Annotated in this window: 12 protein-coding genes; 11 read left to right on the top strand and 1 reads right to left on the bottom strand. The window is 35.5% G+C overall.

Going from position 1 to position 17170, the window contains the following annotated elements:
• The first annotated feature begins 367 nt into the window (after nt 1-367).
• From A3EM_RS0100390 to A3EM_RS45350, 10 genes are all read left to right on the top strand, one after another.
• Entirely contained in the window at nt 368-5503 is a 5136-nt protein-coding gene (locus A3EM_RS0100390; RefSeq protein WP_026210011.1) for a PQQ-dependent sugar dehydrogenase, read from the top strand.
• 171 nt (nt 5504-5674) lie between these two features.
• Nucleotides 5675-6799, top strand: a complete 1125-nt coding sequence (locus A3EM_RS0100405; RefSeq protein ID WP_020526173.1) for a hypothetical protein — start codon at nt 5675-5677, stop codon at nt 6797-6799.
• Nucleotides 6800-6854: 55 nt separating this feature from the next.
• Nucleotides 6855-7472 carry a bifunctional nicotinamidase/pyrazinamidase gene (gene pncA / locus A3EM_RS0100410; RefSeq protein WP_020526174.1) on the top strand — a complete coding sequence of 206 codons (618 nt, stop codon included), beginning with the start codon at nt 6855-6857 and terminating at the stop codon, nt 7470-7472.
• Nucleotides 7473-7528: 56 nt separating this feature from the next.
• Nucleotides 7529-8098: an RNA polymerase sigma-70 factor gene (locus A3EM_RS41095; RefSeq protein WP_020526175.1), complete on the top strand. Its 570-nt coding sequence runs from the start codon at nt 7529-7531 to the stop codon at nt 8096-8098.
• Between the two features lie 51 nt (nt 8099-8149).
• Nucleotides 8150-9139, top strand: a complete 990-nt coding sequence (locus tag A3EM_RS0100420; RefSeq protein ID WP_026210012.1) for a FecR family protein — start codon at nt 8150-8152, stop codon at nt 9137-9139.
• 21 nt (nt 9140-9160) lie between these two features.
• The gene (locus tag A3EM_RS41100; RefSeq protein WP_020526177.1) at nt 9161-11812 is read left to right on the top strand and encodes a TonB-dependent receptor; all 2652 of its coding nucleotides are present in this window, start codon (nt 9161-9163) and stop codon (nt 11810-11812) included.
• An 11-nt stretch (nt 11813-11823) separates the two neighbouring features.
• The gene (locus A3EM_RS0100430) at nt 11824-12681 is read left to right on the top strand and encodes a DUF4249 family protein (RefSeq protein WP_020526178.1); all 858 of its coding nucleotides are present in this window, start codon (nt 11824-11826) and stop codon (nt 12679-12681) included.
• Nucleotides 12682-12728: 47 nt separating this feature from the next.
• Nucleotides 12729-13469 carry a Cif family virulence factor gene (locus tag A3EM_RS0100435; protein ID WP_020526179.1) on the top strand — a complete coding sequence of 247 codons (741 nt, stop codon included), beginning with the start codon at nt 12729-12731 and terminating at the stop codon, nt 13467-13469.
• A gap of 20 nt (nt 13470-13489) precedes the next feature.
• Entirely contained in the window at nt 13490-14290 is an 801-nt protein-coding gene (locus tag A3EM_RS45345) for a GNAT family N-acetyltransferase (RefSeq protein WP_020526180.1), read from the top strand.
• 231 nt (nt 14291-14521) lie between these two features.
• Nucleotides 14522-15118: a hypothetical protein gene (locus A3EM_RS45350; protein ID WP_020526181.1), complete on the top strand. Its 597-nt coding sequence runs from the start codon at nt 14522-14524 to the stop codon at nt 15116-15118.
• Nucleotides 15119-15177: 59 nt separating this feature from the next.
• Here the strand turns inward: A3EM_RS45350 and A3EM_RS0100450 are convergent, their stop codons facing one another.
• Nucleotides 15178-15807: a hypothetical protein gene (locus A3EM_RS0100450; protein ID WP_020526182.1), complete on the bottom strand. Its 630-nt coding sequence runs from the start codon at nt 15805-15807 to the stop codon at nt 15178-15180.
• 178 nt (nt 15808-15985) lie between these two features.
• Between A3EM_RS0100450 and A3EM_RS0100460 the strand changes: the two genes are divergently transcribed.
• Nucleotides 15986-17158, top strand: coding sequence for a hypothetical protein (locus A3EM_RS0100460; protein WP_020526184.1), 1173 nt, complete (start codon nt 15986-15988; stop codon nt 17156-17158).
• Nucleotides 17159-17170 lie beyond the last annotated feature (12 nt).

A 17170-nucleotide genomic window follows, 5' to 3' on the forward strand; every position in this document is an offset into this window, starting at 1 on the left:
TTTCTAAAACAATTTAAAATTGGCAGAAGAAAAAGCAAACTCTCTGTGGGTAAAAAAATCCTCAAAAGGTTACAATCTTAAATTCTCGCCCAAAAATTTTACACCAACACACTAACTATCAACGGTTTATACAAAAACTACTAAAAACCAAAAAAATCTAAAGCAATCATTAAAGTTTTACACGATTATTGATAGGAAAGAAGAATTTATTATTTAGTTCTTAATATTCTTTAATAATCTGTAAAAAAAATCACATTATACATGAATTTTGCATCTTAGAAATTTTAAGATGCCCATAAATCTATTTTCAACCAATTAAGTAATAACCTAATCAACTGTCGACAATAAATTCTGACCATCAATAGAAATGAAAAAAACAAATACTCTACTACTTCTGTTGGCCCAATTATTCTTCTTGCATCACAGCTTAATTGCTCTTGATGGTTTAAAAAAAGCATCGGAAGTAAAATATAATTTCCAATTACCTGAAAAGTTTCAGGATGAATTAATAACCTCAGGGTTACAGCAGCCTACTGATGTTGAATTTCTTCCAAATAGTAAAGCAATTATTTCCCAAAAAGATGGTAAGATTTGGATTGTTGATCCTTATTCAACGTCTCCGGAATTAAAGCAACTTATCCAGTTGGAAAATGTAGATAAGGAGTTTGAGAGAGGATTACTTACAATGGTAGTTGATCCGGATTTTGAGACTAATGGTTATTTCTATGCTTATTACTCTACTACCGATTATAAATTAAAATTATCCAGGTTTAAAATTGTTGATGAAAAAGCATCTTTAGACTCTGAAACTGTAATTTGGGAAACAGAACCCAATTATTTGAATCCAGCAGTCAACCATTACCATATGGGCGGAGCTCTTGATTTTGCTAATGATGGTACAATTTTTCTCGTTATAGGAGATTTGGAAGAGCCAAATAATGCCCAAAATTTAAAAGAATATAATGGTAAGCTTTTGCGAATTAACAAAGATGGAAGTATTCCTAATGACAACCCATTCTATAATAATGGACTAGGACAAGGGCCCAACGGGGAACTTTCTGAAATATATGCTTGGGGGTTACGAAATCCATTTAAAGGCACAACAGATAAAGAAACAGGTATTTTTATTATGGGTGAAGTTGGGGGAAATAAACATGAATCCAGCTGGGAAGATGTACATTATGCAGTAAAAGAAGCCAATTACGGCTGGCCAGATTGTGGAGAATCTGGTCGAGATGAAGATGGATCTTGTGTAGGGCCTAATTTTGTTGATCCAATTTATACCTATGCCCATATCCCAAATAGAGGAAATTCTATTACCGGAGGATTTATTTACAGAGGCACTAATTTACCTCAAGAATATCAGGGACAATATATATTTGCAGACTATGCCCAAAGTTGGATTCGGTTTATACGAATGGATGAAAATCTTGTACCCTTAGATGGATCAGGGGAAGAAAATGCAACTACTATAAGAAAGCCAACCGGGTTTGGCCTTGTAGATATTGAAGTGGGGCCAAAAGGCGAATTATTTTATCTTTTATTTAATGTAAAAGAACCAAATTCTGGAGAGTTTAAAAAGATATTTTTTGCGGGTGAAAGTACACCTATTATTACTAAAGCCAAAGCTGATATTCTTCAAGGAGAAAATCCTTTACAAGTCAATTTTGAAGGGAGTGCTAAGATCACTGATAACAGTCCTTTGACCTATACTTGGAATTTCGGGGATGGGAATATAGCTAATTCTGCTAATGCGACCCATACTTATACTGATAAAGGTACATATAAGGCAAGGTTAACAGTCAGTACACAGGAGAATGTTTCCGTAAACTCTGATGAAATAACTATTAAAGTAGGTAAGCTTCCAGTGGCAAATATTCTATCTCCTCTTAATGGGACCAAATTTAAAGCAGGACAAGTTATTCAATATAATGGAGAAGCCTCTGATCCCGATGGAGTTATTAAAGATGAAAATTACAGGTGGGATGTTGAATTTTTACATGATGATCATACTCACCCTTTTATTGATGGACAAATAGGTAAAGCAGGTCAAGTGAAGTTAGCTTCATCAGGACATAGTTTTGATGGTGAGACTGGGTTTATATTTTCTCTCACTGTAACCGATTCAGATAATCTTTCAACAAGTGTCTCTGATACGGTTTTCCCTCAAAAAGCAGAACTTTCACTAGCCACCGACCCTATGGGATTAACTATTCATTTAGAAGGTAATCCCAGACCAACCCCATTTAAAATTAATGAATTAGTCGGTTTTGAGTCAGAAGTTTCAATAATTTCCCCTCAAACATTAAATGGAAAAACTTATCAGTTTGTAGGATGGTCAGATAATGGAGCAAAAACACATATTTATAAAAACCCAGATATCAATTCTACCCTTACGGCCTATTTTACTGAATTAGAAACGACACTTCTTGAGGCAGAAGACCATTTTCAAATTGTTAGGGATACTGTTCTTGATCCACCCAAGGCAGCTATCGGCATTTTAGGATTTGAACTCGCTAGTAATAAAAAGGCAGTAAGTATATATGATAAAGGTGATGTGATTAAAATCCCTTTCACTACCAAAACTGATGGGGATTATTTGATTAATGTAAGAGTACGATCAGGCGTAGAAGGAAATGCTCAGAATTATTGGCCAAATGGATATTTATTTAAGTTAGATGGAAATGACGTAACTCTGGTGGGTGATGAAGAAACTTTAACCTACACCCCTGAGCAAGGAAAAATGTATCTTGGGATAATGAAATCTGAAAAAATAAAATTATCTCCAGGTCAACACGAATTATTTATTGAAGCTAACAGTAATTGGGGTAATGTAGATTATGTGGATATCATTAAAACGAACGATGATACTCCTCCAACAGCTCCAACACTTTCTAAAAATAAGGTCACTGATAAGACAGTATCTCTTCAATGGTCTCCATCTTTGGATAATAGTGGAATTGATGGCTATATTGTTTATCAAAATGGTGATTCAATAGCCAAAACTCCTAAAATAGAATTCATTGCTTCCAAGTTGACTCCTGATACCAATTACGAATTCAATGTAGTTGGTGTGGATAAAACTAAAAACCGATCAGAACTTAGTAATACCATTAAGGTAAAAACCAGTGCTAAGGTTAGCAATGAAGCTGGGGTATTAATTAAATATCCTTGCGAAGGAGAAATAGTCCAAGGTCCCGATTTAGAAGTAGGATATGCTCTTTTTGGAAATAACAACTTATACGATCATTTATACTTTACCCTTGACGACAACCCAAAAAAAATGGGTCATGATCTTTCCTCAGAAGGATTTCTATTTAACAACCTTGAACCTGGCGAACACACTATTAAAATTGATTTGGTATATGGTCATGGAAAACCTCTTTCTTTTGAAAACGCAACCGCAACAGTCAATTTTACAGTAGAATATTCAAACGATCCAAATATATTACCAGGTATTGTATTATTAAACCCTGAAAAAGACGGGCTCGAATTTGGGACTTCTATTAAAGTCGATTATCTGACTTTTGGAAACACTGAAGAAATTAAGGATATCAAATTGAAATTAGGAGATAATACACCCATAGTGTTACCTGACCAATCAGGCTCTTATACAATAAATAATGTCAACCCTGGCAATTATGAATTAGTGGCCTCCATTTATGACTTGGATGGGGCAATAATTTCCTCACCTAATTCAATGTCTTCTGTCAATTTCCAAATGGTGACCTCTACGAACACACCTAGGGTGAAGATAAAATCTCCGGTTAATAAAGCTTTTATCTATGAAAATGATTTTACAGTAGAATTTGAATTATTTGGAGATAATAGTCTTTATGATCATATTGAGCTAATTTTGGATGACACTTTAATTATTCCATATTATAAACTAAAAGAACCCAGTTTTACATTTAAAGGGATGGAAAAAGGTGAACATAAAATTGCTATTCAGATGGTAACTTCTCACCCTCAACCTTTGCCCAATCCAGAATCTAGAGACGAAGTAATTTTTACAGTGGAAGGAGAAGAAGGGAAACCTAAAGTGAAAATTATTTCACCTACCGAAAATCAGATTTTCTTCAATTCTAAAATTAAAGTGGATTATGAATTATCTGGTGATCCAAATGCATTTGACCACCTCCACTTCTATCTTGGAGAAGGCCCACATGAAACTGTTACAGACTTATCTGGTTCTTATACTCTGAAAAAAGAGGTTCCGGCTGGAGAGTATTTCCTTAAAATTCAATTGGTGAATGAAGGACATGATCCTGTAGATTTTAATACTGCAGTAGATAGTGTAAAAATAAAAATTTCCTCTATTCTACCTGGCCCTTCAAACCTAATGGCAACCGTTCAAAATCACACAAAGGTTTACCTCAATTGGGATAAAATTATGAGTGATCAAATTACTGGATACAAGATTGAGATGGGAGAGTCTGCAGATGGTCCGTTTGAGACGATTGGGGAGGTCGGTAAGGATATAAATAATTTTGTAAAATCAGATGTAAATGAAAATACGGTGTTGTATTTCAGAATTATTACCTTGTCAGGAGCAAACTCTTCTAAACCTTCTGATGTTCTGGAAGTAAAAACTAATAATATTCCCATTTTTAAAACCTTTACTCTTGAAGGACTTGAGGATAAAAACTTTAAATTTAATTATAATGTTATCTCCACATTCTTCGAAGATCCAGATGAGGATCCCTTAAAAAGTATTAAGGTCGTTACCCTCCCCTCCAATGGCAAATTACTGAAAGGTGAGAAGGTAATATCTGAAAATGAAGTTATTTCTCAAAGTGGTTTAGATTCCTTGATCTTTGCTCCAGATGAAAATTGGTCCGGAAATACAGGATTTGAAATAAAGGGAAATGATGGGTTTATTTTTTCTGATGCCACTAAGGCAAATATTAAAATTAAGGAAGTAAATGATCTTCCAACTGCCCTAATACTAAATGATTCTACAATAGAAGAAGGTAATTCAATAGGAGATATTATTGGCACATTTTCTACAACTGATGTAGACGATAACAACCATACTTATTCTATTGTAAATAAAGCACTTGTTGGCAATCAGTTCGGAATTGATAAGAACCTATTGGTAGCTAAAGTACCATTTAAATTTAATGATCCTCAAAATTCTTATTCTGTTGTTGTCGAAACTATGGATGACCAAGGAGGAAAATTTAAGAAATCATTTTTGATTTCAATAGAGCAGAAACAGGTCACAGGAATTCCTGAAGAATTACTAATAAATGGGGTGTCGGTTTTTCCTAATCCTTTTAACAACCAGATTTTTATAGAAATTGATAATGAAAATCTGGGAGGATACGAAATTAAAATAATTGATTTATCCGGTAAAATGATAGCCAGGGAAGTAATGGAGAAGACTAGTAAAACATTGAATAAAAAAATTGAATTACCATCCATTCCAAAAGGATTATACTTATTAAGAATTACAAATAATAAACATAGTTTTATAGAAAAAATCTATAAAGAAAATTAAAATCACTTTTTTCAATCCTATATGAGGCCACCCCTTCCGGGATGGCCTTTTTTTATCCAATTTTTTATTTTTCTGAAAAATTTAGTTGAAATTGCATATTGAAGTTTGAGGAATATTTCCTCGGTTCAAGTGTTTTGAATCCTGGTAAACTCATTTCAATGCAATGGACTTATGAATGAAGACAAAAGGCTTACTATTGAAAATCTGATCATTGAGGCTACCTATACAAAATCTCCAATAACAGCTCAGAATTTACTGTCAAAGGCGATTGACCTTGCTGATTCCTATAACTTTCCCAAGCTTCAGTTTGAATCAAGAGCTCAATACATGCTAATTTGTTTCCGGTCTGGCTTCCATGACCGAAGCTTAGCCACCTTCCCCTGGCTGTTGGATTACTTTAAAAAAGCACCCGAAAAAGTCAACCAGCAATCCATCTTGGTGCTATATATCACAGCTGTAAACGGAATTACTGAATTTCCCAATATTTTTCTCGACCAGATCAACCAGGTGTTGGAGGAAATGAAAACCTATTACCTAAAGTTTGGATATAGCCTGAAGGAGGCCTATAGAATTTCAAGACATGCCATGCTTGAAATGGGTAGAGAAGATTTAGCCCAGGATTTCATGGACAAAGTTGAATCAGCCTCAAAAGGTCCTTGTATTAATGATTCTCCTGCCTCGGATTTGTTTGCAGAGGTCACTTATTTAGATCATTTGGGGAATTACCAGGAAGCTATTGATACCGCACAACCTTTATTCAATCAGAGTTATCCTTTCGATAATTTAAACTTCCCTCCTTATACTGCACTTTTAACCTCATTTGTTAAAACCGGACAGATGGATAAAGCAGTTGATTGCTTTAAAAAAGCCCAACAATCTGAGTTCCTTACTGAATTCAACCACTTGTGGTACACCTATAAATTCCTCTTCTTTAAAGTTTTAACAAGAAATTTTGATGAAGCATTGGATTTATTCAAAAACTGCATCGCTCAGGCCATCGGAGGTCATGCCTTTGGACTTTCCTATTTATTTTACCTATCTTCTTCTTTTCTTTTAAAGCAACTCTCAAAGCAAAAAATTCAAACTTTACACTTAAAACTTCCTAAAACATTTCCTAATTTTAACCCTGAGGGCGAATACAGCTTAGTCTCATTTCTGGAATGGTTAAATACCGAAATTGATCGTTTAGAGCTACAGTTTAATGCCCGAAATCAAAATGATTTTTTTACCAGATTAAAAATGAATCACCTTGAGCTCGAAAGTTTTATAAGTGCTAAAAAGATTGATTTAAATTGAAAACACTTTTCAGACCTGACCTTTTTTAATCTTCAAAATAAATAATTTTCCCACTATGAAAGCATTGATTTTAGTTGATATACAATATGATTTTATCTCAGGAGGTGCCTTAGCAGTTCCCGAAGGTGAAACCATTATTCCCACTGTAAATCAGCTCCAACAGCATTTCGATTTGGTAATTGCCACACAGGATTTCCATCCGGCTGATCATGGCAGTTTCGCAACAAATCATCCGGGTAAAAACCCGGGAGAAGTTACCGACCTCAATGGTTTACCTCAAATATTATGGCCTGTTCACTGTGTGCAGGGAACCAGAGGTGTAGATTTTGTGGAGGAATTAAATATGGAAAAGGTGGAAAAAATTTTCCCCAAAGGAACGGATAAAGGTATTGACAGCTATTCCGGTTTTTTTGACAATGGCCACAAAAAGGCCACGGGGTTAGGAGATTACCTAAAGGAAAAAGGCGTAAAGGAAGTATTTGTGGTGGGTTTAGCCACAGACTACTGTGTGAAATTCACCGCACTGGATGCCCTGGAATTAGGCTTTGAAACGTATTTGATAAAAGATGCTTCCCGCGGGGTAAATCTTCAGCCTGGTGATGTGGAAAAAGCAATTAAAGAATTGGACGGTCAGGGAGTCAAAATTGTGGAAAGCAAATCCATTTTAGCTTAATGCCACTCCATTCTAAAAAAAATTGATTTTAATTAAATAGGCACTGAAAATTACCATTGGAAAATTCAGACAAACAACTTCTGGAACGCATTAAAAGAAATGATGATAGTGCTTTTAAGGAGTTGTTTGAGGCATATTTTAAGATAATGGTGGTCTTTGCACAAAAATTTGTTTCAGATACTGATCTCGCTCAGGAACTTGTGCAAGATGTATTTGTAACCTTTTTTGAAAAAAAGAATCATATTAAAGCCGATATTTCCCTTAAATCCTTTCTTTTTAAAAGCACCCAGAATAAATGCCTGGACTACCTGAAAACCCAAAAAACAAGGGAAAGTCATCATCAGTTTTTCGATGGAAATTCTGCGGCTAATCCTGTGGAAGAATTTATGGCAGAGGCTGAACTTTTAAGTCAGATTAATGAGGTAGTTGCTCAACTTTCACCGCAATGCCAAAAAATATTCCTGCTTAGCCGAACCAAAGGTAAATCTAATCAGGAGATTGCCAATGACCTCCAATTATCCAAAAGAACGGTAGAAACCCAAATCAGCAAGGCATTAAAATACCTTCGAAAACACCTTCAGCACTATCTCTACACCCTTTTATTATTTTTTTTAAAATTCTTCTGATTTTAAATACGTGTATCATTTCAGTTAATCGTCTTGTAGGAAATAAGACGAATGATTATGATAAATGCTATTCCATTTGATGAAGAAATTCTTGTTCGGTACCTTTCAGATGAGGCTTCTCCACAAGATCTGGAAATTATTGAAAGTTGGATTACCTCTACTCCTGAAGCATTAGATTACATTGAAAAACTAAAAGAAATCTGGCAGAGCAGTGCAAAACTTCAGGAAATCCAACATATTGACTTAGCTCAGAACTGGGAAGCCATACAAAGCAAACTGGAAAGACAACCAGTTTTAAAAATTCACGAAAACAAAAACAGCTCAATTAGCTGGGTTTATAAAATTGCTGCTGTTTTAGTACTCACACTTGGCCTTAGCTATTTCGGAATTCATTATCTGGATTCACAGCAAACCGAAATCACCGCTTCAACGAATGCCATAAAAATGGTGGAACTGCCCGATGGCTCAAAAATATGGCTTAATAAAACAGCTAGCCTTTCCTGGGAAAAGGATTTTGGAAGTATTAACCGATCGGTAAACCTGGAAGGAGAAGCCTTTTTTGAGGTAGTGAAAGATCCGAAAAAACCATTTTTTGTAAATGTTCAAAATACAACTACCAGGGTTTTGGGAACTTCATTTAATGTAGACGGCTCAGAGGAAATGGTTGAAGTAAGTCTGATCAGTGGTAAGGTAGATTTCTCTACCAATCAGGAAAAGGTAATCTTACTTCCCGGGGAAAAAGCCACCTCTACACCAAAAGGAATAAAAAAGACTAAGCTCTCAAATCACAATGCAATTGCCTGGAAAACCAAAACTTTAACATTTCAAAACAGCACATTGCAGGAAGTAATTGCAGATATGGCCAATTACTACGAAACTGAGTTTGAATTTACCAACCCTGAAATAAAACAATGTACCCTCACCGGAAAATTCAGTGATCTGAGCCTCGATGAGATGATTCAGGAACTAAGCTTTTTACTTGATCTTAAATTCCAAAAAGGGAATAATAAAATCCTAATCGATGGAAATAATTGCAATTAACAAAAATCAACCAGTGAATTAATGAAAATTAAAATTGTAAATTACTTTATGCTACATATTAGGTTTGGCGGGCATTTAAACCTTTTATTTCTCCTGTTTTGGTTTATGGTAAATTCTTCGTTTGGGCAGGAAAAACTATTGCAGGAAACCGTCATTATTGAAAAGGGTACTTATGACCAGATTGATATCATTAGACTGGTAGAACGGCAACTGGGTGTCAATTTTGCCTATTCACCCGCTTCTATTAATCCAGAAAAAACCTTTTCCTATGAAGAGGGAATCTTTCCCCTTTCTGAAATTCTCAATGATGTTTTTCCCGTATCGGAATATGTAATTGGCTACAAAAACCGGAAATTTTTAATAAAAGGAAAGTTTGAGGATGAGCAGAATGAAAGTTCAAAATTTACAATAAGTGGCCATGTTACAGACAGTCTCACAGGAGAAACCCTAATTGGAGCCAATATTTACATCCCGGAAATTAAACAGGGAACTCGTTCCAATCCTTACGGTTTTTATTCAATTACACTCCCAGAAGGGGTATATCAGTTACTTATCTCATTTATTGGATATGAAAGACAAATTTTAAAAATCGATCTGCACCAAAATATCCAATTTGATTTCCCCCTCATTCCTAATGAACAAATGCTGCAGGAAATTGAAGTTACTACCGAAACTGAAGAAGAAAACCAAAATGTTGAAAACGCCCAAATGTCTATGCATTCCCTGGATCAGAAATTTATTGAAAGTATTCCCGCATTGGTTGGTGAAGGAGATGCGATTAAAGCGATTCAGCTTTTGCCAGGAATTCAATCCATGACAGAGGGATCCTCTGGGCTAATTGTAAGAGGAGGAGGACGAGACCAGAATTTAATGCTCCTGGATGAAGCTCCTGTTTATAATCCAGCACATTTGTTCGGGTTTTACTCTGTATTTAATCCTGATGCGCTCAAGGATTTGAAAATTTACAAAGGCGCTTTTCCGGCAAGTTATGGAGGAAGATTATCTTCAGTAATGGATGTGAGGATGAAGGAAGGAAACAATCAAAGTTTTGGAGGATCCGGAGGTATTGGTTTGATTTCCAGTCGGTTGACTTTGGAAGGGCCTTTAAAAAAGGATAAGGGTTCATTTATGCTGAGTGGCAGAAGAACTTATGCAGATGTATTTTTAAAACTGGACCCAAATGACGGTGGGAATGATGTTTATTTTTATGATTTAAATGCCAAGTTGAATTATAAGATTGATTCCAAAAATACAGTTTTCCTTTCCGGGTATTTTGGGAGAGATGTTCTCCGGTTTTTCAATCAGTACGAAGCGAATTGGGGAAATGCTACCGGAACTTTACGGTGGAATCATATTTTCAATGACAGATTGTTTTCCAATTTCAGCCTGATTTACAGTGATTTTCATTATCAAATGCTTTATTTCTCAGAAGCCGAAACGGTAAATACTTTCAGTTGGAATTCAGGTATCCGGGATTTGAACGGAAAAGCTGATTTCACCTACTTTGTTAAACCCAACCTGACCACAAAATTTGGGGCAAATGTTATACACCATCGTTTCGACCCTGGGAATAATCCGGAAACACCTGATCAGAATGTTCCCACTACCAATGCCCTTGAAAGTGCGTTTTACCTCGCCAATGAGCATCAGATTGGCGAAAAGCTGGCCTTGGAATATGGCATAAGATTTTCCATTTTTCAGAATATTGGAAACGCAAAAGTGTACCAATTTGATGAAAATTATCAGGTAACGGATTCTGTTCAACATTCCGGAGGAGTTTACCAGACTTTTTCCGGTATAGAACCCCGGTTAAATATTCGCTACCTGTTAAAAGATAATCAATCGTTGAAACTTTCCTATACCAGAAGTTTGCAATATTTACAAACCCTGACCAATGCCTCCCTCTCCTTTAGTGCTTTCGATATTCATATCCCTGCTTCTCCCAACATTGAACCACTTATAGGAGATCAGGTTTCCCTGGGCTATTTCCGGAATTTAAAAGACAACCAATTTGAATTTTCCGTTGAAGCTTATTATAAAAATATGGCCAATGTAATTGACTATATTGACCATGCCAGTCTGGTACAAAACCCCTATCTGGAGGGTGAAATTCGGGCAGGAAATGGAAAAAGTTATGGACTTGAATTTTTCCTAAAGAAAAACACTGGAAATTTAACCGGCTGGGTGGGTTATACTTTATCGAAAGCTTTCCTTAAAATTGAGGCTATAAATGAAGGGAAGCAATATAATGCGCCTTACGATCAACCATATAGTTTTAAGGCCGTAATTAATTACCAAAAATCTACGAGATGGCAGTTTTCTGGTAATTGGGTGTACAGTACTGGAAATGCTATTAATCTGCCAGTTGGCACCTATAATTATGAAGGGAAACAAGTACCCATCTACGGAGAAAGAAATCTAAACCGGCTTCCCAATTACCATCGTCTGGATTTATCTGCTACTTTATTCGCAAAGAAAAATCAATTCAGGAAATTCCAGAGCAGTTGGACATTTGCCCTTTATAATGCTTACGGGAGGATAAACCCCATAAGTGTAAACTTCCTACCCGAAATCAATAATGAGGGGAAGAAAATAGAACCTCAACACATTGTAGCCAGGAAAACATACCTGTTTAGCATTGTACCGGCCATTACCTACAACTTTAAATTTTAAGCCAAATCATCATGAAAAATACAATCAGCTTTCTTATCCTTATAGCATGTTCGGTTTACCTGACTTCTTGTGTTGATCAAATTCCTGTAGAAGAATTTGCTGTTCCGCATCAGGCCAAAATTGCGGTAGAAGGGCTCATCACTTCCGAACAAAAAGCGCATACCGTAAAATTGCATTATTCTACTGATTACGGAAAAGTTAATCAGCCCCCTGAACCAGTAGAAAAAGCCCTGGTTACTATTTCTGATGGCCAAAATAACTTTGAATTGGATGAAGTTTCACCTGGGATTTATCAAACAGATAGTCTTGTTAAAGGAGGGGTTGGGGTAAAATATTATCTTAAAATAGAATGGAATGGGGAAGTTTATGAAGCTGAGGACGAAATGCAGCCGATAAACTCACATGAGCAACTCACTTTTGTGGAAGAGGCAGGGCGAATGGAATTTCCCTACCGACCACACCTTTTCGGGTTCGATTTACCCAATAAATACGATGTGACATTTTTTGTTCCTGATTCCATTGTGGATGCCAACCCGGACTTACCCGATTGGATTTTACAGAAAAAATGGACTACAAAAACATTTCATACACATCCTTTAATGGAGCCAAATGGTATCTTCGAATTTGTGGCCACTGATCATCTTATTTTCAACAATCCTAATTATTGGGTGAAACAAAAGAAATATTCAATTTCTCCTGAATATTATAATTTTCTGAGGGCCATGTTTTCCGAAACTGATTGGAGGGGCAGTCTGTTGGATACTACTCCTGGAAATGTACCTACAAATTTAAGCAATGGAGCAGTTGGTTTTTTTGCAGCCTGTGCGGTAGATTCCTTACTTTATCCATATCCAACTGTAGAAAAATAGGATTATAAAATAAAAATTGGTAATTTTTTAAAAAAAGATGTCATTTCATGAATTTTACCATTTTTATTTCTTTACTTTTTCTTAGCCCTGCCATTTTATTTGGACAAGACCAATTCAATGTTGAAAATAAAAAATGGATTAGCGCCTTAAAAAATGAAGACAAGGGAGAATTGTCTTCTATCTATTTCGATAAAGCAGCTCTATTTCTTGACTATCAACTCATTCAGGAAAAAAATAATATTGCAGAAGAATTAAAAAGAAATCTTTCTCAAATAACCAGTTTTCATTCAAAGGGTATCATCCCACTGGATTCCAATCACATTTTCCAAATGGGATATTATCTTGAAAATGAAATAACTAAATATGCCTTTGTTACTGCCTGGACCAAAAAAAATGGCGCTTTCCTTAAAGAATTTGAAACCATTTTTTCCAATACAATAACATCAGATAAACAAAACCCAAACCTTGATAAAGCCAGGGAAAAGTGGATAACCCTTGCAAATACCAACCAACCAGAAAAACTGCTAAAAGGAAGTTATACAAAAGATGCTTATTATTTTCACAGGGAAACACTTTCTCAAGGGCATAAGGAAATAAGTGAGCGCTATAACTATATGTCCAGACCAGGATACCGCATAACCCTTACAGCAGATGAAATCATTTGGGTTCAACCAAATCTGGCAATGGAAGTTGGAGAATACAAAACCAATGGGTCAGGCAAATATGTGCTGATTTGGCAAAAACAAAAAAACAAGGAGTGGAAAGCCCTGCTGGATTTTAATTTTTAATAAATAACCTGACAACACTAATGATAAAATTTCATAAGGTATCTGAGGATTCCCAAATTCAGGAATTTGCAAAGTCCTTTTACCATTCGCTCACCTTTCCGCTCGATGGGATGTGGGAAGCCTTTTTTTCCTATTCTGAGAAACATTTTATTTTTTACGGGAATAGCAAAGCAGGATTCTTAATGTTAAACAGTGATAACCAGTTAATTAATTTTTACCTTCTCCCCGAATTTGCAGTTCATTCGGAACAAATACTTAAAAGGGCTTTATTTATTTTTAATATCCAATATGGATTGGCAGGAACCAATAATCCCTTATTTTTATCTGCATGCCTGGACTACCTTCAGGATATTCGTACCCATACTTTTCTTTTCAAAAACCTGGAAACTTCCAAGGAACCTTTAGCGCCCGTTCCCAACACTCAAACCAGAAACATAACCCTTTCCAGACTGGACCTGATTACAAGTTTCTGTAAAATGAATACCGGAGCACCAGAAGAATGGCTTTATGGTTACCTGAAGAACCTTGTAGAAAGGAAAGAATTATTCTGTATTGAAAGAAACGGAATTCCCCTGGCTACATTTGAGGTGAGAAAAAGTGATTCACAACCCGGAATTGCCGATTTGGGGATGATTGTAGACAAACAACAAAGAGGAAAGGGCCTGGGAACTTTTGCTCTAAAAAATGCAAAGAAAGTGGCACTGGAAAATGGGTTAACCCCGATTTGTTCTTGTGAGGCCGAAAATATTGCCTCCCGAAAAGCCATTGAAAAGGCTGGTTTTTTTAACGTCCACAGGATTCTTCAATTCAGGTATGTTTAATCCTGGTTACACCAAATTATTTTTAATCGAATCTCATTTCTCTAAAATTTAAAATCTTAACTTTGATCAGGATTGATCTGATTAAAGTTTAGCTTTTTCTAAACTTTATTTCAGTTTTCAATCTTATATAAATAAGGGATAAAATAAGTAAGCGTTATAAATTTAATCTATACTTGTTCTTCTCCCAAAAGGGAAATAAACACAGTTTACTAGCAAAACCATCTAACTAAAATGGCATTTTTTGACAGAATTTTTAAACGGTTATTTTCTGAAAGTATCATTCTACCAGATCAGGAACCAATTATTACCGAAGCCCTAAAAAGAAGGGCAAAGGAATTGAGCAATTACTTTTATTGGCTCAATAATGCGCTTTACAAGTCATTACTTTCCAGAATCCAGACGGCCTATTGGGAAAAACAAAGGAACAGGTTAAGTGATTTACAAATTCATCTTTTCAATACCCGATATGCTAATGGACTGGCCATCACTTATCACCCTTCAATTTCTCCTGAGGAGTTCCAGCATTTTTTCGATTTGCTAAAAGACAGGGCTTTAAATATTGGATACAACCTAAGCATATCCGACAGGAAAATTTTTGACAGAAAGAAATATGTAGAAGTGATTGAAAAGTATTACCTGAAGCCACCTCTATCCATACCCAAAGCCGGAGAGATCAAAGACCAGATGTACGGAAATATTCTCATAGAGCAGGTGCTTATCGATAGCAATCCCAGCTACATCAAGTTAATGGCAAATATATACTCCGACAGGTTGTACACTAAGGCAAAAAATTTTGATAAATTGATCAAGGAACTGTTTAGTATTTGAATTTTAAGAGCATTGAAAACCGGGCTTATTTCCTATGAATAAGCCCTTTTTGAGTAAAATCATGCTCCCTGGTTGTATTCTTCAACAAGGTCGTAAATCCCCACAAAGCCACTTTCTCTGGTTAAAATCTGATCAATCTGTTCAGTCCAATAAGGATCTTGGTCAAAAAACTGCTTAAGTTCATCCTTCACTTTTTCCAATCTGTTTCTTTTTAACCTTCTGTTAATAGGAATGGCAATTTTTTTATCACCCATAAAAAGTACCATGTTTTTATTCAGTTCAATCGATCCAGTAATATAATTCGATTCTTGTACGTAAACCATAAATGCTTCTATCTTCCCTAAGGTTACCATTTTCCCAAAACCACATGAAAGAACTTTTTTAAAACCTAAGAAATTAATAATCGGAATTTCTTTCAAACTATGGAACTCATCTTTTCCGATAATAAAACCAAGGATTTCCTCTGATTTTAATTTTAAAGCATAATCATTGTGTTCCTTTCTAAAATTTAATTTTCCATTATACAAAGGATAAATATAAACTAATCCTTCATGGAATTCTCCATCTAAATCTATATAACCACCCGGGCAGTCTCTTTTTCCATATTCTTCAATGGGTACCCTGGATTGGGATAGTGCCGGAATAATGCATAAAAATGTAATTGTAACTGATAGTAATAACCTAATCATAAAGTTTGTTGAAAGTTCTAAAATCGGATATGCGCAGGCATAATGCATATATAATGATTTGGGAAATGGTTTTATTTTTATTTTTTGATTTTTCTATTCAAAAATTCCTATTAATTTCATCGGGAGAACAAAAATTTTCCTCTTTTTTCTTTTTTTGACTTTAAACTCTACCCCCTTAATGAAAACACCCTTGAAAAAACTGGTATGCTATGGAAGCCTGTTTTGTCTGTTCATTTTATTATTAAATTCCTGCTCATTAGTAAAAATTGAAAGTGAACAAAAACCACTTTCACAGAAGGAACTGAATACCAGACTAATGACTCAGTACTTTATTGCTGAGGCTTCAGATAGAATTGAAATTGCAGCGGATTCTATCATGTTGATTAACACAGATCCTGAGGTACAAAAAAATGCCTTAAAATGGAAAATTTATGCACAATCCAGTTTTCGAAAAACCGGATTCCAGACTTCTCCTAAACTTGCTTTGCTCGATACCTGGACATTTATGAGGGAAATTCAGGAATATTTTCAGAATGAGGAACACCCTCCGCTATTTGGAGACCATCAGGAATATGCATTACAAGCCGCCAGTAAAAATGCCGAAGAGATAGAGGAAATTGCCAGAAAACTAATGAGTGACAAAGAATTTGAAAGCCATTCTACTTTTGTGAATAACTTTGTAAAAGAACATCAACTGACACCCGAAAACCTGGCGCATACTTCTGTGAGGGAAAAATATCTGCAATTTCTGGAAATTCCAGATAGTGTGGCAGTGAATACAGTGGGAACCCTTTCGGAAGTGGTAGCCGACCTGAGTAACCGAATTGATTATACTTCATCCAGTGCTCCCAAGCAATTGAAATGGAATACAGAATTGATGCTAAAAGAAAAGGGAATAGATTCTGTGGAAGTTAAAAAATATGTAGATGACCTGAATCGAAAATTTGATCGCTTAATATTCATTGCGGAATCCAGTCCTGAAATGCTGGATGAAGCAATCAAAGAATTCAGGGACCAAATGCAACCACTATTCTATGGATTAAATTCGGAAATCGCCAATTCAATGATAAAACTGGCTCAGGAACGGAAACAAATGGATACCATCATTGTAAGAGAAAGAATAGCCATTGACAGTATGATTTTAAGAGAAAGAAAGGCTATAGTAAAAGATGCCAGCGCCCTGACGGTACAAGTAGTAAACGATACCATGGAACATTTGAAAGGCTTAATAACCAGTGTTTTGTTTTATGTGGTTCTTTTCTTTGCCGTAATTCTGGGTATCCCATTTTCTTTGGGATTTTTTACGGGAAAGTTGTTACAAAAACATAAATTGAAAAAAACTGAATCGTAAGAAGATTCCCAT

The organism is Flexithrix dorotheae DSM 6795 (assembly GCF_000379765.1).
Lineage (GTDB): Bacteria > Bacteroidota > Bacteroidia > Cytophagales > Flammeovirgaceae > Flexithrix > Flexithrix dorotheae.